Raw genomic sequence first — 22422 nt, 5'->3', positions numbered from 1 at the left:
TTATAAAAAGCATTGCTTAAAAAAGGCGATGTCACAAAATTTGGCACAAATACTAAAATCTAATAGAAACTTTTAGATTTTAATTTTCTGATAATTAAAGAATTAAATTTAATTAGAAGCTATTGAAAAGTTATTTCTAGAGTCCCACTCTCACGATCTAATTCTTAATATGAAATTAATTATTCTTATGACTTGAATGTTGTCTACTTAGTTGTAATTCGGTCATTGAATTCACTAGTTTCATAAAAAACCTAGTTAAATAAGTTATATTTAAAATGCCTATACAAAAAATCTTATGCATGCATTAAGCGAACCAAAGTTATATGAATGTTAAAATTCATTATAAAACAATAGTATATGTTGAATATAAAAGCTTGCAAGAGTTTAAAGCGTATATACTTTCATTTTTTGAATAAGAATTAATTGTTTGAGGTTTGATAAATATTTCTATATTGCACTATAAAATAACAATTTTCTATTGAAGACTAATAAAATGATTTAATTTAATACGTAACTTATCCAAATTATTAAATAAATTAAATAAAAACAACATATTAAGATTGTGGCGTGATTTTTGCACTTTAAGTACAAGTTTGTATACAAGATGGAATTCAAAAAATGTACTTAGAAAAAATGAGTGGCTGGACGATTAGTGATTGGCAACGGGCTTATCAAACTGGTGAAATTAATATCGAAAAATTGTGTGACTTAGTGAGTAACTTTGATCCGCAGGACAATGCATGGATTTCAATTGCGACTGTCGAACAAATCAAACAACAGATTGAAGATCTTCAAATCGATACTCATGACTTAGAGAATATTTATCAGCAATTTCCGTTATATGGAATTCCATTCGCAGTTAAAGACAATATTGATGTAAAAGGATTTGTGTCTACAGCGGCATGTAAGATCATCTCTCATCCTGCTGAACAAGATGCCGCACTTGTCCACTTATTGAAAAATGCTGGTGCGGTTGTCGTCGGTAAAACAAATTTGGACCAATTTGCAACAGGATTAGTTGGCACTCGATCTCCTTATGGCGCAGTTAAAAACAACTTTAATCCAAATTATGTAAGTGGTGGATCAAGTTCTGGTTCAGCGAGCGTAGTGGCTCGTGGTCTAGTGCCTTTTTCATTGGGAACTGATACTGCAGGGTCAGGCCGTGTTCCAGCTGGTTTTAACAATATTGTTGGATTAAAACCAACCAAAGGGCGTTTTTCAAATCATGGTCTATTGCCTGCCTGTAAGACTGTTGATTGTATTTCGATTTTTGCTTTAACAGTTGTAGATGCAGAATATGTTGCCAATCTATTAGAAAAATATGATTCGCGAGATAGTTACTCGCGAAAAAATCCAAAAACAGCGCCAGCACGCTTTACCTCAAAACTCAATTTTGCAATACCCGATACTTTAAATTTTTTTGGTGATCAACAATCGGAACAAGCGTTTAGCCAAGCACTAAAATTACTTGAGTCTTTTCAGGCTTCTATTACAGAGATTGATTTTACGGCTTTTGAAAAACTCGCAGTACAACTTTACCAAGGACCTTGGGTGGCTGAACGAACTGCTGCTTTAGAAGATTTTATCGAACAAAATCCTGAAGCATTTGATCAAACAGTTCTAGAAATAGTTAAACAGGGTTATCAATACACAGCGATTGATGCTTACAACGCAGAGTATCTAAAACAAGATTTGGCACGTGAAATTCAGGAAAAATTGGCTCAATTTGATGCTTTGATCGTACCAACATCACCCACAATTTACACAATCGAAGAAATGAAAATTGAACCCATTAAGTTTAACTCTCATTTTGGTACATATACTAATTTCACCAATTTGGCTGATTTAAGTGCACTGGCTTTACCCGCAGGGTTTCGAGAAGACGGCTTACCTTTTGGAATTACTTTAATTGCACCTGCTTGGCATGATGCTGCATTAACTCATTTTGGAAAACTCTGGCAGCGATATCTCGATTTAAAGTTAGGGGCAACACAAGCAAAATTGAAATCTACTCAACTGGATTTAACCCGATCTGATCATCATATCCGTGTGGCTGTTGTTGGGGCTCATTTAATAGGTATGCCACTGAATTTTCAATTGACCAGCAGAGATGCTGTACATATTGAAACGACCAGAACTGCCAGTAAATATTCTCTATATGCATTGAATGGGACAGTGCCGCCTAAACCGGGCCTTGCACGTAATGAAGCTGAGGGGAAAGCCATTATTGTAGAACTTTGGGATATTCCAACTGCTCGTTTTGGGGAGTTTGTTGCAGAAATCCCGCCACCACTGGGTATGGGAAATGTAGAACTTGAAGATGGGCGCTGGGTAAAAGGCTTTATCTGTGAACCTTATGGTTTGGACGATGCAGAGAATATCAGTCATTTGGGAGGATGGCGGGCATATATCCAACAGCGAAATAATCCAGTACTAGCTGTATCGAATTAAGGGGGGAAAGCATCATGTTTCATACTGTATTAATTGCAAACCGTGGTGAAATTGCTGTAAGAGCCATTCGAACCTTAAAGAAATTAGGCATCAAAAGTATAGCTGTCTATTCAGACACAGATCGTTATGCTCAGCATGTATTAGATGCAGAGCTCGCAGTTGCTTTACAGGGGATTAAGCCAGCAGATACGTATTTGAGTATTGAAAAGTTAATCCGAATTGCAAAAGACACAGGCGCACAAGCGATTTTCCCTGGTTATGGTTTTCTTTCTGAAAGTGCTGAGTTCTCTCAAGCATGTGAGGAAAACGATATTGCATTTATGGGGCCTACAGCCCAGCAAATTTTAGAATTCGGACTAAAACATCGTGCACGTGAACTGGCGGCCATAGCCAATGTGCCAATGACACCCGGAACAGGTTTATTAAATAGTTTAGATGACGCACTCGAAGCTGCGGAAACAATTGGTTATCCGATCATGCTGAAAAGTACCGCAGGTGGTGGCGGTATTGGTTTAATCCGCTGTGACTCAAAAGATGCCTTAATGGAAGCTTATGAAAGTGTGAAACGCTTAGGTGAGCAATTTTTTAAGGATGCTGGCGTCTTTTTAGAACGCTTTATAGATAGGGCTCGTCATGTAGAGGTACAGATATTTGGTGATGGTCAAGGTCAAGTGATTGCTTTGGGAGAACGAGATTGTTCCCTACAACGTCGTAACCAAAAAATTGTTGAAGAAACACCTGCAGCAAATTTACCTGACGCAACACGAAAAAAACTACATCAAGCTGCAATTGAGCTCGGAAAATCGGTTCAATATCGTAGCGCTGGAACTGTTGAGTTTATTTATGATGCAGCACGAGATGAGTTTTATTTCTTAGAGGTCAATACTCGACTACAAGTTGAACACCCTGTAACAGAAATGGTAACAGGGCTGGATTTAATCGAATGTATGCTAAAAGTCGCATCAGGGGATCGGTTGGATTGGGATGACTTAGCGCATATACAGCCCCAAGGTGCAGCTATAGAAGTTCGGGTCTACGCAGAAGACCCAGTTAAGAATTTTCAGCCGAGTCCAGGTGTTTTAACTGATGTTTATTTCCCTGAAGGGATTCGGGTTGATACATGGGTATCTACAGGCACTGAAATTTCTCAATATTTTGATCCAATGATTGCCAAGATCATAGTTCATGCTGAAAATCGTGAGGCTGCGATACAAAAGTTGAAACAAGCATTAGTTGAAGCACGACTTAACGGTATTAGTACCAATCTTGATTATGCGCGTGAGATTATTTCAGATATTCGCTTTGAAAGTATGCAAATCTGGACACGGATGTTAGACGATTTTAAATATACACCTCGGGTAATTGAAGTGGTTCAGCCGGGAACATTAAGTTCGATTCAAGATTATCCTGGGCGTGTTGGTTATTGGGATATTGGCGTCCCACCATCAGGCCCTATGGATGATTTTGCTTTCCAATTGGCAAATAAAATTGTAGGCAATGATGCTAAAGCTGCGGGTTTTGAATTTACTTTGATGGGGCCTACGTTAAAATTTCATGCTGATACCACCATTGCATTAACAGGTGCACCATGTTCTGCATATCTTGACGATCAAGCTATTCATTTTTGGCAACCGATCACAGTCAAGTCTGGACAGATACTTGAGTTAGGGCAAGTTGAATCCGGTTGTCGAACATATCTTTCAGTACGCGATGGTTTGGATGTCCCTGTATATTTAGGCAGTCGCTCGACTTTTGCATTAGGTAATTTTGGAGGTCATGCTGGTCGTACACTTCGTGCAGGTGATACGATTAAAATGGTGAATCCGACTTTACTTATGAATGAGTTACCTATTGCCATTGCACAACCACAAGCATTGTCTAACCACTTAATTCCAAGCTATAGCACCGAATGGAAAATCGGAGTGCTGTATGGCCCACATGGCGCACCTGATTTTTTTAAACAAGAATATATTGAAGAATTCTTTGCTTCAGAATGGACGGTTCATTTTAACTCAAACCGTTTAGGAATTCGTTTAAGTGGGCCAACGCCAAGTTGGGCACGAGAAAATGGTGGAGAAGCTGGATTACATCCTTCCAATGTACACGATTGTGAATATGCCATTGGCGCAATCAACTTTACAGGTGATTTCCCTGTTATTTTAGCTAAAGATGGACCAAGTCTTGGTGGGTTTGTTTGCCCAGTAACGATTGCTAAAGCAGAATTATGGAAAATCGGACAACTTAAAGCAGATGATAAAATCTCTTTTTATCCATTAAGCGTAGAACAAGCGAATCAATTAGAACAACAGCAGCTAGATTTGATTGAAAACTTTTCAACTGCTGTTCCAGATGTAGCCCCTATTTCTAAAGAGGAAATGGGTACGACGATTTTGGCACAGAGAGAGGCTATGCAGCTTTCTCCAAAAACAGTTTATCGTCAAGCCGGAGATAGTTATATCTTACTTGAGTATGGTGACAATATTCTGGATCTTTCCCTTAGGTTACGTGTCCACAAATTGATAGAGCTGATACGTGCTCACAGTATCGCAGGTATTTTAGAATTATCACCTGGTGTTCGTTCCTTGCAAATTAAATATGATGGTTTGATCATCCCGCAAAAAACGCTAATCGCTGAACTGCTCTATTTAGAAGAAAAAATGGGGGATCTAAGCCAAATAAAAATACCATCACGTATGATTTATTTACCCATGGCATTTGAAGATAGTGCCACCCTGAGTGCAGTTGAACGATATCAGGAAAGTGTTTGCGCCAAAGCACCATGGCTTCCAAATAATGTGGATTTTATTCAGCGAATTAATGGTTTGAAACACCGTGATGAAGTTAAACAAATCTTATTTAATGCAAATTATCTTGTGCTTGGATTAGGAGATGTTTATCTGACAGCACCTTGCGCAGTACCGATAGACCCGCGTCATCGTTTATTAAGCTCTAAATATAATCCAGCACGTACATTTACCGCAGAAGGGACTGTGGGAATTGGTGGTATGTACATGTGTATTTATGGAATGGATTCACCAGGTGGATACCAATTAATTGGTCGCACATTACCGATCTGGAATAAATTTAAAAAGAATAAACAATTTGGCGATAAACAATGGTTCCTGCAATTTTTTGACCAAATCAAATTTTTTGAGGTTAATGAAGCTGAATTAGATCAGTGGCGTTTAGATTTTGCCAATGGTCAAGCTCAAATTCAAATTGAAGAAACTGAATTTGATTATGCGCAATACTGTAAATTTTTAGAGGATGAAGCTGACAGCATCGAGGTCTTTAAAGAAAAACAACAGTTTGCTTTTAAAACTGAAGTTGAACGATGGAAAGAAGATTTTATCCATCCAGAAGAAACCCAAAAGGATTACATTGAACAGCAAGATTTTAGTCACTTTGTCGCTTTAAATGCATCAATGACAGGTAATATATGGAAAATATTGGTTGAACATGGTCAAGTGGTTAAGAAAGGTCAAACTGTAGCAATCATCGAGGCTATGAAAATGGAATTACCTGTATATGCATCTGAAGACGGTATTGTAAAAGCTGTGACTTGTCGCGCTGGTCAGACAGTACATTGTGGTGAGCCATTGGTCTATATGGAATAGGATATGACTGAAATAAAGAATTCTTTAAAAAGCTCAGACAATTTGTCTGAGCTGGTTTATCGAAGAATCAAGAATGATATTTTTGATTTTAAACTTATGCCGAGTGAGCGTTTTACTGAGTCAGAAATTGCTAAAACTTATCAAGTGAGTCGTACCCCTATACGTCAAGCTTTATATCGTTTACAGCAGGAAGGTTATGTAGAGGTTAGTTTTCGAAGTGGTTGGCAGGTGAGACCACTGAACTTTAGATATTATGAAGAACTGTATGATGTTCGCATCATTTTAGAAAAAGCAGCTATCGAAATACTTTGCGCTCAAATTGGGGAGCCATCAATTGAGTTGGCAGTATTAAAAGATTTATGGTGTATCGAACCTGAGCAATACCTAAAAGATATTAAGGCGCTTTCTCAACAAGATGAAGATTTCCATTGTTCTCTTGTTCGTGCAGCAGGTAATCAGGAAATGGCACGAATACATCGAGAACTGAGTGAAAAAATTAGAATTATTCGTCGCTTAGATTTCTCCAAACAATATCGTATAGAGGCAACTTATGCTGAGCATCAGACTATTTTAGGTTTTATTTTTAGAAAAGAGCGGGATTCTGCGCTAAATGCGACTACAGAGCATATCAAACAGAGCCGTGATGAGGTAAAGAAAATTACATTGCAAATGTTAGATACTAGTCAGTTTATTTAAAATATGCTGTATAAATGAGCTTAGGTTTTAATGGGATATATCCCTTAATTTGCCGAGTAAAATGCTTAAATTATTGGGCAAAAACTATAACGATAAAAAAATAATGGATAGAATTTCCTTCTAAGGATGATGTAACGTTAATTTTGGAGATAATAGAAATTGCTTAAATTGTAAAGGCTGTGTTAGATTGCAGTCGTCTCAATATTGAAAAAGCCTACCTTGAGAGTTGCTCTAGTCCTTGCCTTCATGGCAATGTTTCTGCAAACTGTTGTATTTATACAACCACTATTACCAGAAAAATACCGTATTGCGCTGGTCTGTGTAACTATTTCTGATGCTTTTTCTAAGACAATTAGTACCGCTCAACAACATAGTTCTCATCGTTTATCTGATCACTCTCATCAGCAACATATGCTGAATGAAGATCAAAATTTCCAGACTGTTCAAAGTACCCATCAACATGATGCTGGACATGAATGTCCATACTGTACGGTATTTGCCAACTTAACTACAGGTCTAGACTTTAGCTTTGATGAAGTGCTTGACCGTCTTTTTGTTCGAATGCTGGCATTTGAATATAATTTCCAGCATATTTATTTTGCCTTACAGCGGTTATACCTACTTCCACAGGGAAGAGCACCTCCTTTATTTGCATAAACTCCAAAATTTTTTTATTTACGGACATTCCTGCAATGTCCTAGCGGATATTTATGCTTAGAAGGAATTGAAATGTCTCAATTCAAGTTAAACCCATTCTTAAATGGGAACAATTTTATTGTCTCAAATTATGTTACCCCACAGATAAAATTTATTAATATTAGCTTTGTTTATCGTTTGGGTATTACGTTATTAGCTTATGGAATATCAGGATCAACTACGTTTGCCGCAGATGATTCACAACCTGCCGTTCAATTACCAACTTTGGTTATTGAAGCAAAACAGGACCTTAAGGTTGACCCTCTACATTTAAAACAGGTCAATACCACCAGTAGTCGACTAGGATTAACCTCTCAGGAAACACCTGCAACAGTTCAGACAATCACCCAAAAGGAATTACAAGAAAAAGGGGTGAGAACAGTTAAAGAGGCTTTTGGTAATGTGACTGGTGCAACTGTCGGTAATGTTCCAGGCAATCCAGCAGTTTTAACCATGAGAGGTTTTTCAGGAAATACCAATACAGTGTTACAAGATGGTGTTCGTATAGGAGCATCTACTTTTGTTACACGTGATTTAGATGTTTGGAAATATGAAAAAATAGAAGTACTAAAAGGTCCCTCGTCTGTTTTATTTGGTGAGGGTGCTCTAGGCGGTGCTGTTAACCTTTTAACGAAGAAGCCTAATCTAGAACAGGCAACAGTTGAGGGTATGCTGAATTATGGTAGCTTCAACACGCTTAGAACTGCTATTGGTGGAAATCTCCCACTAAATGATGAACTGGCTGTTCGTTCAGACATAAGTTTTTTAAGGTCGGATAGTTTATTCGATATTGATAACCAAAAAACGGTAAAGTTTGGTGCGGCAGGCAGCTTGCTGTATAAACCAAATGATCATTTATCTATGCTTTTTTCAGCAAATTTTGATCATGATAAAGAAACATCTAGCTATAATGGATCACCTCTAGTTTCTGCATCAACTGCCAAAAATCCAAGTAATATTCTAGATAACCCAGATGGTTTAGTGATTGATAAGGCAACACGACATAAAAATTATAATCCATACGGTGGAGAGTTAAGTGCTGATACAACGACTCTATCTTGGGCAACTGATTATCAACTTTCACCATCATGGACGTTCAATAATATTGCCACGTATTACCACGCAGATCGAAAATTCTATCTATCCCCAGAACAAAATTTTGACAGTCAAACAGGGCTATTCAAACGGACGGTACAGCGTTGGAGCCATGATCATGATGTATGGAGTGATCGCTTCAGTTTTGGTCATGATCAATTGATTGCAGGGAAATATCGTAATCGACTGAGCGTAGGCTCTGAATATAGCTATACCGATTTTAGTAGTCCCAGACCAAGTGGAAACCTAAATGCTGTTGATCCGTATCATCCAAATGTTGGAGATATGCCAGCCAGCAATTGGACAGCATGGACAAGTTACAATAAATTCTCAACTCAGATTAAGAATTGGTCTGTTTTTGCAGAGGATGCTTTTAACATAACGCCAGACTGGTTGATTGTTGGTGGGGCACGCTATGAACGCCTTGATGTAGAGCGCACAATAGATAACATCTTAACTGATAGTCAGCAGCAATTTAATCCTACTTTTAACCCATTCTCTTGGCGTATAGGTAGTGTTTACAATCTAACCCCAGATACCCAGCTATATGGTCAATATAGTACAGCGGTTACCCCTGTTTCTTCTTTACTTGTGATCTCGACAGCGAATGGAAGTTTCGATTTATCAAAAGGCAAATCTGCTGAACTTGGCTTTAAGTCGAGTGTATTAGACGGTAAGCTGGACATGGTTGGTTCAGTTTATTGGATTGAATTAAATGACATTTTAACTCGTGACCCGAACAATATTAATGTAACTGTTCAGGGAGGGCAGCAGGTATCTAAAGGTGTTGAATTTACAGCCTCTGCTGCGATTACACCGCAGTTAAAAGCGAACTTAGGTTTGGCTTGGGTTGATGCAGAATACAAGAAATTAATAGAAGCAGGCGGTGCGAATCGTTCAGGCAATCAACCTGTCAATGTTCCAGAAAAAGTTGCAAATGCTTCTTTGAGCTATCAATTTAAAACATTACCAATGACTGTGAGTGGCTTTGCAAAACATGTAAGTGGTTTCTATACCGATACTGCTAATACATATTTCGTAAAAGGCTATACGACATATGATGCATCACTTGCGTATGATCTAAAAAATATGACTTTTACACTCTGGGGAAGAAATTTAACCGATCAATTTTTTGGTGAGTACTCTGGTTATTCATCTAAGCAAATTTATATCGGGGCGCCAAGAAGTGTTGAGCTTGGTGTGACATTTAAATTTTAAAAGCTAATAAACAGTCTATTCATGAATTCAGAGTCGTATATGTCTAAATTTTTATTTCATCCACTAGCGTGGAGTATTTTTATCATTCAGTGTTCAACACATGCTGTTGCATCTGAAAAGCAATTGAGTGTAGAAGAAACCACAGAGCGGTTACCAACGATTACGGTTACTGCTGAGAAACAAGATGAGAGGTATACCTCCTCACAGGCGATTACTCAGTTTAATCATGATTTATTGGATGTACCTTTTACAAAATCCCATGTCTCAGAAAAAGATATTCAAAACTATAATGTTCAACGTATTAGTGATGCACTGTCGTTTGTAAATGGTGTGGTTTATCAAGATAGTTATGGCGGAGGTTTTTGGGACAATTACTCATTTCGCGGATTTAGTACCGATCCGAATATGGGTACGATTTACATGCGTAATGGTTTGAGCTCTGTGAGTGGTATCCATACCGCGCGAGATATGGTGAACATTCAAGCGATTGATTTTTTAAAAGGTCCGATGGCTGCGATGTATGGTCAGGGAGCAATTGGTGGAATTATGAATATCACCACTAAACAACCTGAATGGCAGAAAAAAAGTAATTTAAGTCTGAGTGGAAGTACTTTTGAAGAGTATAGGGCAGCCTTGGATACTACAGGCGCGATTAATCAGGATTTGGCTTATCGACTTGGGCTTGCCTATGAAAATAATCAAAGCTTCCGTGATCATATTGATAATCAGCATTATTACATTGCACCACAATTAGCATGGAAAATTTCTGAGCAAACCCAGTTTAATCTTGATACTGAATTTTCAGAGTCTAAAGGTGTTTTTGATCGTGGCGTACCGATGGTCAATGGGAAATTCCCAGTTAATAAGAAAACCTTTTTAGGTGAGCCAAGCGATGGTGATATTGAAATCAAAGATCAAATGTATCAACTACGTTTAAACCATGAATTCAATGATGATTGGAACAATACAACGGCAATCACTTATAGTCATGGTGAACGCGTAGGCACATCAACTGAAATTTCGTCTATTGCATCAGATGGAAGAACGGCAAATCGCTTCCGTCGCTCCCGTCAATTTGAGACAGGCACAACAAACTTTCAGTCAATCTTAAGAGGTAAATTTGATACTGGTGCAATCAGACATGAACTGGTTACAAATGTTGAAGCGGGTCATTATACGATTGATCAACTGCAACGTCGGAGTGCTGTTGGGGTTTCGAGTCAAATTGATATTTATAATCCCGTGTGCGGTCAAAATATTTTGCCATTAACCCGAATCACCAAAGATACAAAAGAAACTCAAGATATGTTTGGGTTTAACATTCAAGATCAAATTTTCTTGAATGATCAATGGAATGTACTGGTAGGCGGTCGTTTTAATCGTCTGGAACAACAAATTGAGGATCACCGAACAGGAAAGACATCAAAACAAGCTTTCACACCATTTACACCACGTGCAGGGATAAATTATCAGCCCACTGAGCAGTTGTCTTTTTACAGCAACTGGGGGAAGGCATTTGAACTGAATACAGGGTTGAATAAGGACAATGAACTGTATGAACCAGAGAAAACAGAAAGCTGGGAAGTGGGTGGTAAATATAAGTTTTTACCACAAAGTTGGTTCGGTCTAACGTATTTTGATATGCAAAAACATCACCTACTCACTGAAGGCATTACTGATAGCTATGTAGATAGTGGTCAGGTACAAAGCCGAGGTGTTGAGTTGGAGTTACAACATCAGTTCACTGATAATCTTCGTCTTAATGCTAACTATACTTATACAGATGCGGCAATTGTAGAAAGTGAAGTTGAAGATAAAGGTGCGCGCCTTAAAAATATTCCTAAACATACAGCAAATCTCAGTGCTGATTATCAACTGAACGTTTTTGGACGTAAGGCTGGATTAGTCGGAAATATTAACTATTATGGACAGCGTAGTGCGAACTATATTGATAATGGAACAACTTTGCCTGAATTTACTGTTGTTAATATTGGTGGCTATGTACAGCTACGACCAGACCTGCGTGTGCAACTTAATATTGATAATCTATTTGATCAAGATTACTACGTCGCAAGTTATACCAACTACTGGGTACAGCCTGGCGAACCATTGAAAGCGACCTTACGCTTTGATTGGTCTTTCTGATTTTTATGCGAAATTAAATAGATTAAGTTGAACAGTGATGAAGAAAAGATTATTGAGTTCTTTTATTTTTGCTAGCTTAATGATGGGTTGTGACCAACATGATCCAGCTACAAATAATGAGAAAGCCAGTTCAGAAGTAAAAAAACCTTTAGATGTCCAACTTCAAAAATGGGTAGGTCATTATAAGGGAACACTTCCTTGTGCTGGTTGCGTTACTTTTTGTGATGAATGTAATGGGATGACTGTAGATTTAAAAATTTATGCAGATCAGACTTTTCGGTTAGAGCGGACAAGTAATAGCGATCATAATAAACATGAGCTGTATTCAGGAAATTTTAGTTTCTTAGATAATGGGAAAGTAAAAATCCAATTACAAAGTGTGAAAGAGCGAAATCAGCTAATTTTAGGTCATAGTTATGTTGAAGTTTTAGAGACTAAGACGGGTTTACCTTATCAGTTCTTTGAAGATTTCCAACTCGATAAAATTGCTTAATTGGTTGGCTAGGCACTATTTTTAGTGCCTAGCCAACCAATTATATCAATCTGGATTGGTACTGTTTAAGCATGATGAAAGCAATAGCCACGGCTATGCTGATTGCTAAGGTTGGCAAACAAATTAGAAGGATAACCAGAGACAGAAGAAGAAGAAACCTCTGTTTTATGTTGCCATTTCGCCAAAGTTGTAAGCTCTGCTTTACAAAATTGGATGTTGTCTGTTTTAAATTAAATGTACGGCTCCACAGCCAGAAAGCCATAAGAATAAGAAAGCATAGAGCAAGTGCATAAATCATTAGGATCACTTGATTGATCCAGCCGAATAAAACACCAATATGCGCATCAACACCCCAGCGTGTGAGTTTTGCTGCGATTGGAAAATCTTTAAAGTGTAAATGATCAATAACCTTATTATTTCTAAGATCAATAGCGATACTATCTGCTTCTGTAGGCCAACGACGACGTATTTCAGAAACTGTCCATGTTGTATTCATCGTTGTCGGTGGTTTTATTTGAAGTTCAGCACCGCGAATACCATTTTGTCTGGCAACCTGTAGCACTTGATCAAAATCTTCTGCTTTTATAAGCGGCTGATGACCCATTTGACCCATATCGGTATGATGACGTGCATGACTATCAATCGAATGAGTAGCCGAAAGAGAGCTAACGAGAACTGGTGTTTGCCAACTCAAGGCTTGGCGAAGTATGCGGATATTTTCTCCTGTCCATTTAGACCAAGTTAGTCCTGTAATCGCAACAATGAGTAATAATGGGAGCAAGACTATTCCAATTGAGCTATGCCATTTTAAAACTTCATTTCGGACGGTCTTGCTCTGATTAAAATATTTTCTACGTTTATACCAATGATAAAGTCCAGATAGACTGAGAATAGCTAACCAACTTGCTGCAAGCTCACTATAGAATCTTCCAACGTCACCCAGTAGTAAATTGCTATGGAGTTGATCGATTAGCGTTCTTAAGGGAAGTACACCGCTCGTACCATAAACAGGTAGTTGCCCCATAACCTTTAATGTATACGGATTCACAAAAACTGCTTGGTTATTCAGTTTATTTTCTGGATCTGAATAAATAACCCGAGTGGTTTGATCCGATGCAGGTGCTGGACGTACCTCAGTAATTCTTGCTGATTCTGCCATCTTTGACTGAGCTGCAAGAACTTGCAGACTCAGTTGTTGTTGAGGGCGAGTTTCACTGTGTATATACAACTGCTCCTTATAAAGATATTGCTCTAATTGCGGAGTACTGACATACAGTAAGCCAGTAAAAGCAGCAATAAAAATAAATGGCGCAACAAATATTCCTGCATAAATATGGACTAAGCGGAATAGATTTTGCCAATAAGAGGGTTGTTGGGGCATGGCAATCAGAAGTTAATGATGAGCGATAGGGGGTAATGAAATTATAACTGTTTAGAACATATAGCACGATAGGGTAATGTTAATGCGTATTATAAGGTTGGCGGTTATATTCGATGCTGACAATATGTTTACACTTTCATAAGTTTAATGGTTAAGGCTATATCAGCTTAGCTAGCCTTAACGCATTCATTCAAACATTTTAAAATTTCCATTGCACTGTCAATGATGCATTCAATGGTTCACCAGGCTGTATCCACATTTCACTATAACTCGCCGTGTAATAAGTTTTGTCGAGAAGGTTATGCAGGTTGAACTGATAACGTATTTGCTCTCTTGGCGCATAGTAAGCATTTAAATTAATTAATGTATATTCAGGAAGATTGAATCCGTTATCGGCGCTATGACCGCTACGTTTCCCAACATAAACAGCTGTTGCCCCAACGCCTACATTTGAGTTGTTTGATAACGTCCATTCATAGTTTGTACTGATTGAACCGCTATGTTTGGGAACGTTGCTTAAGCGGGAACCTTCAGCAAGCGTTTGATCCTTCTCAATTTGAGCATCTGTGTAACTATAGTTGGCACGGAGCGATAACTGGTCATTCAGTTGTGTTTCGACATCTAGCTCTATCCCTTGGCTAGAGACCTCTCCCGCCGTTATCTGGAAGTTGTTATCTATTGGGTCTGTTGTGAGCACATTTTCCTTATCCATTTTAAATAATGCAATACTGATCAGACTTTGTGGGTTGAGTTGGTATTTACTGCCGATCTCATAACTTTGACCTTTTTCTGGGTCAAAGGTTTGATTATTGCGATCCATCCCACTATTAATTGCAAATGATTGGCCATAATTGGCATAGACTGACCATGCATCATTCAAACGATAGTTCAAACCAAAACGTGGACTAGTTTGTTGTAAGTCTTTTTGATTTGAGGTCGTGGCAATCTTATTCACAAACTCTTGTGTGACATGATCAAAGCGTAGACCAAGTAAAACACTCCATTGATCATTTAAAAATATCTGATCTTGGACATTGAAGGCGAAGTATTTTTGTCGATCCTCAGTGTCAATAAATAGGGGAAGGTTTGGTAAATATTTTCCATAGGTAGGTTGGTAAATATCAATGATGTTGGGGCTATCTGAACTGTGATTACGGCGTAGTTGCAATTGGCGATATTTCATTTGTCCTGTTTCTGCACTCAACAATATTTCATGTTTCGCCCAGTCTTGCTGGATCGTGCCTAACATTTCTGTTTGGAATAACACATCATCACTTTTATTATCTCGATAACGTCGCTGCCGTTCTAAAGTACGAGCATCGCTTTGTATACGACGAGGTTCACTTGAAAAACCTTTTAACAAACTATCTTTCACACTTACAGCACTTTTGACCTTCCAATCGTCATTTAACTCATGCGTGAGTCGAATTTGATAAAAATTATCAGTTTGTAAATGATCTCCATCACTTGGTTCACCTGTATAGGTTTTTGGATTCATCACAATTTGTTTCTGATAAGCACTAATACCTCGATCAAATAATCCTTCTACGCGAGTGAATTCTGTGTCTAAGTCCAATTGAGTTCGATCGGATAACTTCCAGCTTAATTGCGGAGAAAAAAACCAGCGTGAATTACTCACATAGTCCCGAAAACTCTGATTATCTTCATGTGCAATAGCAAAACGATATGCTAATTGGTCGTTAATAGGGGCGGTATGCTCAAAGCTAGCACGATATTTTTCTAGACTATTCGCTCGTAAATTGATTTCATTAGATGATTCCCATGCTGGCTTTTTAGTATTGATATTGAGTAAACCACCTGTTTCTCCACGTCCATATAGCGCAGCCATTGGGCCTTTTAGAAACTCTAGAGATTCAATATTGACCATATCCCGAGACGCACTGAGACCGCGATTTACACTTAATCCATTACGAATAATTTGCGGCCCGATATTCGGGTCAGTACTAAATCCACGGAATGAGAAATTATCCCAGAAGCCGCCACCATAATTGGTTTGGCTAAATACGCCACTTACTTGGTTTAAGGCATCATCTATACGTTGTACATCCTGCTGTTTTAAAGCTTCCTGAGAAAGAAAGCTTCGACTGGAAGGGGTATCAAGTACATCATGGGTAAATTTAGTTGATGCAGATGTTGTTAAGACATTTTGATCTGTATTTTGTGCTTGTATGACAATTGTGGGAAGGGAACTCGTTGGATCAGATGTTTGTGCCCAGACTAAGTTTGAGAGTAATGAACATGAAGAAATTAGATAAAATTTTGAAAGCATAGTAAGAACATACAAAGCAAGTGTAATGTTATATTATTACAATAAATTTGATTTTGCATTTTATTTCTTAAATATTTCAGAAGATTGGAGGTGCTTAATTATTCTAAGCACTCCCAATCACATATTTTTAAAAGAGCGAAAATTCACTTTCAATTAAAAATACTTAAGTAAGGTGATATGCTTAGTTCTATGTTTAAATTCAGAAAATTTAACAATAAGTGGATAGAGTAATTCACTGAGTACGATAGCAATAGCTCAAAGCGTCCAAACGCCTTCTACACCGTAATATTTGCCGTAATTTTTACCAAAAATATAGAAAGTAATAATGATGTAATTTTACTAGTCATACTTTACAATTAATTCATCAATAATTTTGATATTATTTATATGTTTTGTTTATAACCGATCGAGAATTTTATAAAATCAACTAAATCATCTTCAATATTTAACAGATCTTCAAATTTATTTTGACAGATATAACGAAAAATAATTTCATAAGCTCCGCCAATCGCCGCGTCATAAAATAAATCAGGAACAGCTACCCACAATTCAGGTTGTTTGATCTTTATAGCACTATGAATTAATTTAAGTCTTTGTCCTAATTCTGAAAAAAATAAATTGCGTTGCTCTAAACATCGACTCCCAGCTTTAGGGAATTCAATTGCCCATGCCTTAGTGAAGTCCTGTTCACTAACACACAGTTGTAAATAGGCACGTAAAGCAGACCTGATCCATTGATCGCCGTTGCTCCCCTGAGCTTTGATATCCGTAAGCACTTGTTCATACAAGGCTTTTCGACCTAAATCATCAGCGGCGAGAAAACAATCTTCTTTATTTTCAAATATTTCATAAAATGCCTGTTTAGATACTCGTGCTGTTTTAACAATATCAGCAATCGTTGTGGCAGCAAACCCCTTTTCAGCGAATACACTAATTGCTGCTTTAACTATACGTCGACGTTGCTTTTCTCGTGTTTCTTCGGTTAACAGGCTGGTACGGCCTCTGGGTAAACCTGCAGCTTGAGTACCGTAAGCACCAGAAAGTTTTTCCACACTAAATCTTCTACAAATTTTTAATCTTAGCAAAGCTATCATTAACCCGTTTATTGCTCAAGATTGTTTTGTTTAAAAAATCTTCAATTGAAAAATAAATATACAAGTTTCAATTGGATGGAAAATATTGATTGACTAAGAATGCAAAGTAATTTACAAAAGAACCAATGGGTACTTTTGTAAATTGGAAATAATATGTCTACCTTAGAAGCTATTAAAATTAATCAATCTTCTACAGCACATCGTTTGAAAGCTTCTTTCCCTGTTAGACGCTTAAGTTTTGATTTCACCAGTTCAAAGCGTTATTGGTTTGATAATGATGCTTATTTCACCCATTTGATGAATGCAATGTCCGCTATTTTTCCTCAGGGGGAATTGATGCTAATAGAAGCTTTGAGAAATATTCGTGACAAAATTGATGATCCTCTACTTCAAGCAGAAATCAGTGCTTTTATCGGACAAGAAGCCATGCATGCTAAAGAGCATTTGGCATTCAATCGTTATGCTGATGAACAGCAAATTAATATCGATAAATTACAGAATGAAGTTAAAACCTTGTACGCCATAATGCAAAAAATATTGCCGAGTATGCATATCATGTCAATTGGGTGTGCGATTGAACATATTACCGCAACCTTAGGGGCTGAACTTTTACGCAATGATCATTGGAATAATCGTTTAGTTGGTCCAGTTGCTGAACTATGGCTTTGGCATGCAGTTGAAGAAAATGAACATAAAGCGGTATTCTTTGATGCTTATGTCGCCTCAGGCGGGGGATATGTATCACGTATTTTTTATATGACCTTCGCAGGCAGTATTTTAACTTTCTTAATTGCAAATAACACACGACGATTGCTTAAAGCAGATCGAATGCTTTCACTGAAAGGTATAGCACAGTTCCTCAAAGAGGGAGTCGGTCATCGAGGATTATTAACCTTACAAACCGTTAAAGATTTTCTAGATTATTATCGACCTGATTTTCATCCTTTTGATCATGATACCAAGGCTTTAGAAAAACTCTGGCAGCAACGTTTGGATCTAAAAATTTAAATCTTAGGGAAATACATAAATGAAAACCACATCTAATATTGATGCAACTTATATTCAAGCACAATCAGAAGAAGTTGTAGAACGATTTCTGACTGCTTTGGTTGAACAAGATCATAATGTGATTAGTGAACTCCTTCATTCAGATGTGCTTTATACAAATGTTTCTTTACCGACTTTTAGAGGTGGAAAACGGGTTGCTGGTTTAATCAAACTTGCGCTCAGTAGCTCAAGAAAGTTACAAGTTAAAAATCATCAAATCGTAGCAAAAGGAAATATTGTACTCACCGAGCGTACAGATATTGTAGAAATTGGACCATTGCATATTGGATTTTGGGTATGTGGCACATTTAAAGTGGAGAATGGAAAAATAATTTTATGGCGTGATTATTTTGATTGGTTAAATTTTAGTAAGGGGTTGCTTAGAGGAGTTTTCGGGATAGGAATAACTGGTTTGCGTCCCAAGATATAGATTTCTAAAATATTTTGAAATTTTGACTTTTGGGAATTGTGTATCATTAAGGTTAAGAATAAGCAGTGTATTTGGCTGATAGTGTTTTTGCGAACAAAGTCCCGAAATGATATTTTATCTTATTTGATAAGTTCTAAAATGGAACTTGAAAAAGAAAAGAGTTGAGTTGTTCGATGAAAGTTCTCTTATCAAGTAAAATGTCATCAGGAAAAATCAAAGATAAGATTAATCAAAAGATTGCTCAAACGGCAGGGGCTTTAATCGGAGTTGTAAAACCTGAAAAGCAGGTTTTATTACCAAGGGAATTTGAACTTAGTCCGCATGTGTATTACAAACGTTTTGGTAGTACACATTATGGAATTATGGTACCTGACTTGCCTGAACCATTAAGGTATTTATCGTGGGCATCCGTAATCGGTTATATTGGTTTTGCTATAACGGATTCAGAGTACAAAATATCTCAGGATGGAAAAGGGGATACGGCATCGTTGGTACATGGAACCGCTTTATCAACTTCTGATGATGCTTATCAAACGTATTCGATTAAACGTGATTTAACGTTTCAAAGAAAACCCTTTGCAGTTCAATTTAAAAATCACACATCTTTGACTCAACATGGGAACAATTATTTATTAGAAACAGACCGTGATGATTTAAAAGTTGAATTAACACTTGAACCAACTCAAGCAATTACTTGGTTTGCACATAGTGAACTTTATAAGCATTTCAGTACGCTTATGCGTTATAAGGGATGTATTACACAACAAGGTATTAAAAAAATGTTGACGGAATATGTACGTTAGAGTCATGGAAAGCAGTTTCTACATCCTTATTAAGGAATACTTGGTTAGTTGATAATATTCAGCTACCAGTAAAGATTTTTAGTTACCAAGTAATTAATATTGATGAAAAACAACAGCTTTTATTAGTTTTTGTTTGTTATCAAGATCAGCCTATCATAACATCTGTTTATTATCGTCATGTTGATGGTACATCAATACAATATAATGGCGAAGCTCATTTTGAGGTAATGGAATTACAGCATAAGTCTGAAATTACGCCTGATGGTTTTTTGATGGATGTTCCAAAAAGTTTTGCATGGAGTGCATATCATAACGATAAGAAAATTTTAGATATTAAAGCAAATGTTGATACCGAATATTGTTATGGTTTAGCGGCTGGATTTGTTTCTGCTTATCAGTGGCAAGGCGAGTTTTGTGACCAAAAAGTTAGTGGTAGGGGGTATTTAGAATATATTGATAGACGATAATCGATTTTGCTTTTGCTCAAGATGAGATATTAAAAATGGTCGCAGTAGTCGGTTTAGATTGTAAATTGAATAATATCAATACTTTATAAAATATTTGGAGACCATGTGTGGGCTATTTTTTAAAATAAATGTAAAAATAGACCCACTATCATTACTCAAGACCTTAGGATGTTTGTATTGTCTTTAATTACTTTAAAAATTTTAATTGATATCAAACGATCTTGTATAGAAGAGCATTCATTCTTGGAATACTCTTTACAAATCTACCTTTATTGAACTTTAAGATTTAACTCTTTTTGCCAGCGTTGTTCTAGTTGTTTTGTATCATAGTCAAATGGATGAAATGACGGACGAATATAATCGAGAAATTCTTTAAGGACGGAAATATTAAATAGCCCTGTTCTCGGGTGAATGATTTGACTGATAGATTGCAAATGTTTTTTTGATAGAAACTTCTTATCTGCAATTAAAAGTCGGGCGGTTCCATAGGTCATTAATCCTGCAAAAATACTACATCCAAGGATCATCCATACAATTCGTCTTGTATATCCACCGCCTGCAGCATGATAGGCATCAAAAAACACTGCTTTATGTTCATTCTCTTCAACCGCATGCCAAAGCCATAAATCACGTAGAGGACCAACCATCTTCTGATTCCACGCATCATTACGTAATAACTCTGCACCAAATGTTCCATTACAATGTTCAATTGCGCATCCGATTGCGATACGATCCATTAACGGTAAAGTTCTATCTAGCAGAGTATATATTTGAATTAATTGCTGCTCAAAAGTTTCAATATCAATTCCATTTTGATCTGCGTAACGATGATATGCAGTATGTTCTTTTGCATGCATGGCTTCTTGTCCGATAAAAGCACTGATATCAGCTTGTAATACTGGGTCATTAATACGTTCTCTAAGCGTACGAAGCATTCTTATTAAAAATAATTCTCCTTGTGCTGTTATTGCTGATAATGTATTTAAAAAATGACTATAAAGAGGATCTTTATCAAACCAATAACGTGTAGAAGGATCAAAATTAAACTTAATATTTCGAACAGGAAAAGAGGATTTAACTTTTTGTATAGCGTTAATTGTAGTAGGCATGGTAAATATTACTCCATTAAACGGAAACGATGTGCCTTAGGAACTATTAATGTCGTAAATCGGACATAATGAATATTTTTTAAAAGTACTGAATGGTTCTTTTGTAAAATATAAGGGATGTATTTGTCAATATATTTTTGACAATAAGTATTGTCATAATTTCCAGCATTAGTTATATTTTTATATATTCCTTATATTTGATGTGATATTTTGCATAAATTTTTTTAGAGACTTTTAATGAATATTGTCATTTTCTGAAATTGGCATGAGACATGTAGAGTCTTTTACATATTACAGTACGATTTTTCTTACTCATCTTTTTACTTATGCGATTGTTAATTTAGTTTTGGAATATCGACTGGACAGCTAAATCATATACTTTGTTTAGTTATTCTGTATTTACGTTGGGCAAACTTTCACTCTTACGAATCATGCACGTAAAATTGTTGAACTATGGTTGGATGTAACCAATGGCTATAGAGCAGTTTCATTTGAAGAACATAATTTTAAAGGCATTTCGTAAATTGGTTTGATGACAAGCAGATTTAGCTTGGTTTGCAAGCTGAAACCCCCCGTTTAAACAGTTATGCTAAAGATCATTATTTAAGAGCTATAAGGCATCGTCGTAAGACCTTTGACTATGAGTGTATCTTTCTGATTTTGGTTTAAAGCGTAATCCAAGTTGCTTTAATAGTTACTGGTGAGAGATATAAGGGAATAAACTTTATTCCCTCATTCATTTCATTTTAAGAAAAAATGCTTTATCCAGTAATCAAAACTTAGATAGCGCCCACCGCCCAGCACAATTAATGCTAATAGCATGACTAAATAAGTTACAGCAAATTCAATACCATTATTTAATATGACAAATGATCCACTTGAGGTTAACCAATCATAATTTCCATGCGTCTCTAAGATTTGACGCGCCTTTTCTAACTTTTCAGTTGAAGCTAGGACTTGAGCACTAGCAAATGGAGCATTGGGATCAGCTATTGCTTGCCATCCATTTGGTAAATGTACCGTAACAATGGCAACAAGCATGGTGATAATGAGTGGAATGCTAATTAACCGGGTCAAGAAACCAAAGGCTAATAGAATTGCTCCAATAATTTCAGCAGAAGTCGCAAGGGTTGCTAACAACATCGGGAATGGTAAACCTAAGCCCCAATCTGTATTACCAAACCATTCCACGGTTTGTTGAAAATGCGCAAGTTTGTTTGTACCTGCCATCCAGAATATAGGGACTAAATAAAGTCTTAATGTAAGTGCTGCGATACCATCACCATGTTTTATGAGACTACAAAATATTTGGTATTTTTTTGATAAAGCATAAATAAAATTGTTCACGATAATTTCACACCGACTGCGATTGAATAGTAATTAGTCGGGT

Annotated in this window: 16 protein-coding genes; 11 read left to right on the top strand and 5 right to left on the bottom strand. The window is 36.9% G+C overall.

Annotated features, from left to right (window positions below):
• Positions 1-618: 618 nt before the first annotated feature.
• The 7 genes from atzF (at position 619) to I9192_RS16990 (ending at position 12411) form a co-directional block, all read left to right on the top strand.
• Positions 619-2451 carry an allophanate hydrolase gene (gene atzF, locus I9192_RS17020; protein ID WP_151751404.1) on the top strand — a complete coding sequence of 611 codons (1833 nt, stop codon included), beginning with the start codon at positions 619-621 and terminating at the stop codon, positions 2449-2451.
• A 14-nt stretch (positions 2452-2465) separates the two neighbouring features.
• Positions 2466-6068: an urea carboxylase gene (gene uca, locus I9192_RS17015; protein WP_100885849.1), complete on the top strand. Its 3603-nt coding sequence runs from the start codon at positions 2466-2468 to the stop codon at positions 6066-6068.
• 3 nt (positions 6069-6071) lie between these two features.
• A complete protein-coding gene (locus tag I9192_RS17010) occupies positions 6072-6764 on the top strand; it encodes a GntR family transcriptional regulator (RefSeq protein WP_100885848.1) in 693 nt (230 codons plus the stop codon).
• Between the two features lie 246 nt (positions 6765-7010).
• Positions 7011-7421, top strand: a complete 411-nt coding sequence (locus I9192_RS17005) for a DUF2946 family protein (protein ID WP_100885847.1) — start codon at positions 7011-7013, stop codon at positions 7419-7421.
• A 72-nt stretch (positions 7422-7493) separates the two neighbouring features.
• The gene (locus I9192_RS17000) at positions 7494-9773 is read left to right on the top strand and encodes a TonB-dependent receptor (protein WP_151751405.1); all 2280 of its coding nucleotides are present in this window, start codon (positions 7494-7496) and stop codon (positions 9771-9773) included.
• Positions 9774-9812: 39 nt separating this feature from the next.
• Entirely contained in the window at positions 9813-11918 is a 2106-nt protein-coding gene (locus I9192_RS16995; protein ID WP_151751406.1) for a TonB-dependent receptor, read from the top strand.
• 37 nt (positions 11919-11955) lie between these two features.
• Positions 11956-12411 (top strand): copper resistance protein NlpE N-terminal domain-containing protein, encoded by a 456-nt coding sequence (locus I9192_RS16990; protein WP_100885844.1) that lies wholly within the window; start codon positions 11956-11958, stop codon positions 12409-12411.
• Between the two features lie 40 nt (positions 12412-12451).
• Here the strand turns inward: I9192_RS16990 and I9192_RS16985 are convergent, their stop codons facing one another.
• The 3 genes from I9192_RS16985 to I9192_RS16975 all read right to left on the bottom strand — a co-directional run bounded on the left by I9192_RS16985 (position 12452) and on the right by I9192_RS16975 (position 17134).
• Complete coding sequence (locus tag I9192_RS16985; RefSeq protein ID WP_100885843.1) at positions 12452-13792, bottom strand: PepSY-associated TM helix domain-containing protein; 1341 nt, start codon at positions 13790-13792, stop codon at positions 12452-12454.
• A gap of 199 nt (positions 13793-13991) precedes the next feature.
• Positions 13992-16082: a TonB-dependent siderophore receptor gene (locus I9192_RS16980; RefSeq protein WP_151751407.1), complete on the bottom strand. Its 2091-nt coding sequence runs from the start codon at positions 16080-16082 to the stop codon at positions 13992-13994.
• 383 nt (positions 16083-16465) lie between these two features.
• Positions 16466-17134 (bottom strand): TetR/AcrR family transcriptional regulator, encoded by a 669-nt coding sequence (locus I9192_RS16975; RefSeq protein ID WP_100885841.1) that lies wholly within the window; start codon positions 17132-17134, stop codon positions 16466-16468.
• A 195-nt stretch (positions 17135-17329) separates the two neighbouring features.
• On the opposite strand from I9192_RS16975, the gene I9192_RS16970 reads away from it, so the two are divergent.
• From I9192_RS16970 to I9192_RS22510, 4 genes are all read left to right on the top strand, one after another.
• Positions 17330-18184: a metal-dependent hydrolase gene (locus tag I9192_RS16970; protein ID WP_100885840.1), complete on the top strand. Its 855-nt coding sequence runs from the start codon at positions 17330-17332 to the stop codon at positions 18182-18184.
• A 19-nt stretch (positions 18185-18203) separates the two neighbouring features.
• A complete protein-coding gene (locus I9192_RS16965) occupies positions 18204-18653 on the top strand; it encodes a limonene-1,2-epoxide hydrolase family protein (protein ID WP_100885839.1) in 450 nt (149 codons plus the stop codon).
• A gap of 173 nt (positions 18654-18826) precedes the next feature.
• The gene (locus I9192_RS22400) at positions 18827-19456 is read left to right on the top strand and encodes a hypothetical protein (RefSeq protein ID WP_227567132.1); all 630 of its coding nucleotides are present in this window, start codon (positions 18827-18829) and stop codon (positions 19454-19456) included.
• A complete protein-coding gene (locus tag I9192_RS22510; RefSeq protein WP_308464222.1) occupies positions 19444-19923 on the top strand; it encodes a DUF6670 family protein in 480 nt (159 codons plus the stop codon). Before I9192_RS22400 ends, I9192_RS22510 begins: the two co-directional genes overlap by 13 nt.
• Positions 19924-20192: 269 nt before the next feature.
• Here the strand turns inward: I9192_RS22510 and I9192_RS16955 are convergent, their stop codons facing one another.
• A complete protein-coding gene (locus I9192_RS16955) occupies positions 20193-21032 on the bottom strand; it encodes a metal-dependent hydrolase (protein ID WP_100885837.1) in 840 nt (279 codons plus the stop codon).
• Between the two features lie 741 nt (positions 21033-21773).
• Entirely contained in the window at positions 21774-22379 is a 606-nt protein-coding gene (locus I9192_RS16950) for an HvfX family Cu-binding RiPP maturation protein (protein WP_151751408.1), read from the bottom strand.
• Between the last annotated feature and the right edge of the window lie 43 nt (positions 22380-22422).

It is taken from the genome of Acinetobacter bereziniae (assembly GCF_016576965.1).
GTDB classification, from domain to species: domain Bacteria; phylum Pseudomonadota; class Gammaproteobacteria; order Pseudomonadales; family Moraxellaceae; genus Acinetobacter; species Acinetobacter bereziniae.
Note: the sequence above shows the minus strand (reverse complement) of the source record. Positions and strands in the feature narration are given on the sequence as shown.

What these genes read in the sequence shown, in the direction of transcription:
- I9192_RS16965 (WP_100885839.1), top strand. Translation starts at nt 18,204, where the DNA reads ATGAAAACCACATCTAATATTGATGCAACTTATATTCAAGCACAATCA.
- I9192_RS16985 (WP_100885843.1), bottom strand. Translation starts at nt 13,792, where the DNA reads ATGCCCCAACAACCCTCTTATTGGCAAAATCTATTCCGCTTAGTCCAT.
- atzF (WP_151751404.1), top strand. Translation starts at nt 619, where the DNA reads ATGTACTTAGAAAAAATGAGTGGCTGGACGATTAGTGATTGGCAACGG.
- I9192_RS22400 (WP_227567132.1), top strand. Translation starts at nt 18,827, where the DNA reads ATGAAAGTTCTCTTATCAAGTAAAATGTCATCAGGAAAAATCAAAGAT.
- I9192_RS16955 (WP_100885837.1), bottom strand. Translation starts at nt 21,032, where the DNA reads ATGCCTACTACAATTAACGCTATACAAAAAGTTAAATCCTCTTTTCCT.
- I9192_RS16990 (WP_100885844.1), top strand. Translation starts at nt 11,956, where the DNA reads ATGAAGAAAAGATTATTGAGTTCTTTTATTTTTGCTAGCTTAATGATG.
- uca (WP_100885849.1), top strand. Translation starts at nt 2,466, where the DNA reads ATGTTTCATACTGTATTAATTGCAAACCGTGGTGAAATTGCTGTAAGA.
- I9192_RS17010 (WP_100885848.1), top strand. Translation starts at nt 6,072, where the DNA reads ATGACTGAAATAAAGAATTCTTTAAAAAGCTCAGACAATTTGTCTGAG.
- I9192_RS16980 (WP_151751407.1), bottom strand. Translation starts at nt 16,082, where the DNA reads ATGCTTTCAAAATTTTATCTAATTTCTTCATGTTCATTACTCTCAAAC.
- I9192_RS17005 (WP_100885847.1), top strand. Translation starts at nt 7,011, where the DNA reads ATGGCAATGTTTCTGCAAACTGTTGTATTTATACAACCACTATTACCA.
- I9192_RS17000 (WP_151751405.1), top strand. Translation starts at nt 7,494, where the DNA reads ATGTCTCAATTCAAGTTAAACCCATTCTTAAATGGGAACAATTTTATT.
- I9192_RS16970 (WP_100885840.1), top strand. Translation starts at nt 17,330, where the DNA reads ATGTCTACCTTAGAAGCTATTAAAATTAATCAATCTTCTACAGCACAT.
- I9192_RS16995 (WP_151751406.1), top strand. Translation starts at nt 9,813, where the DNA reads ATGTCTAAATTTTTATTTCATCCACTAGCGTGGAGTATTTTTATCATT.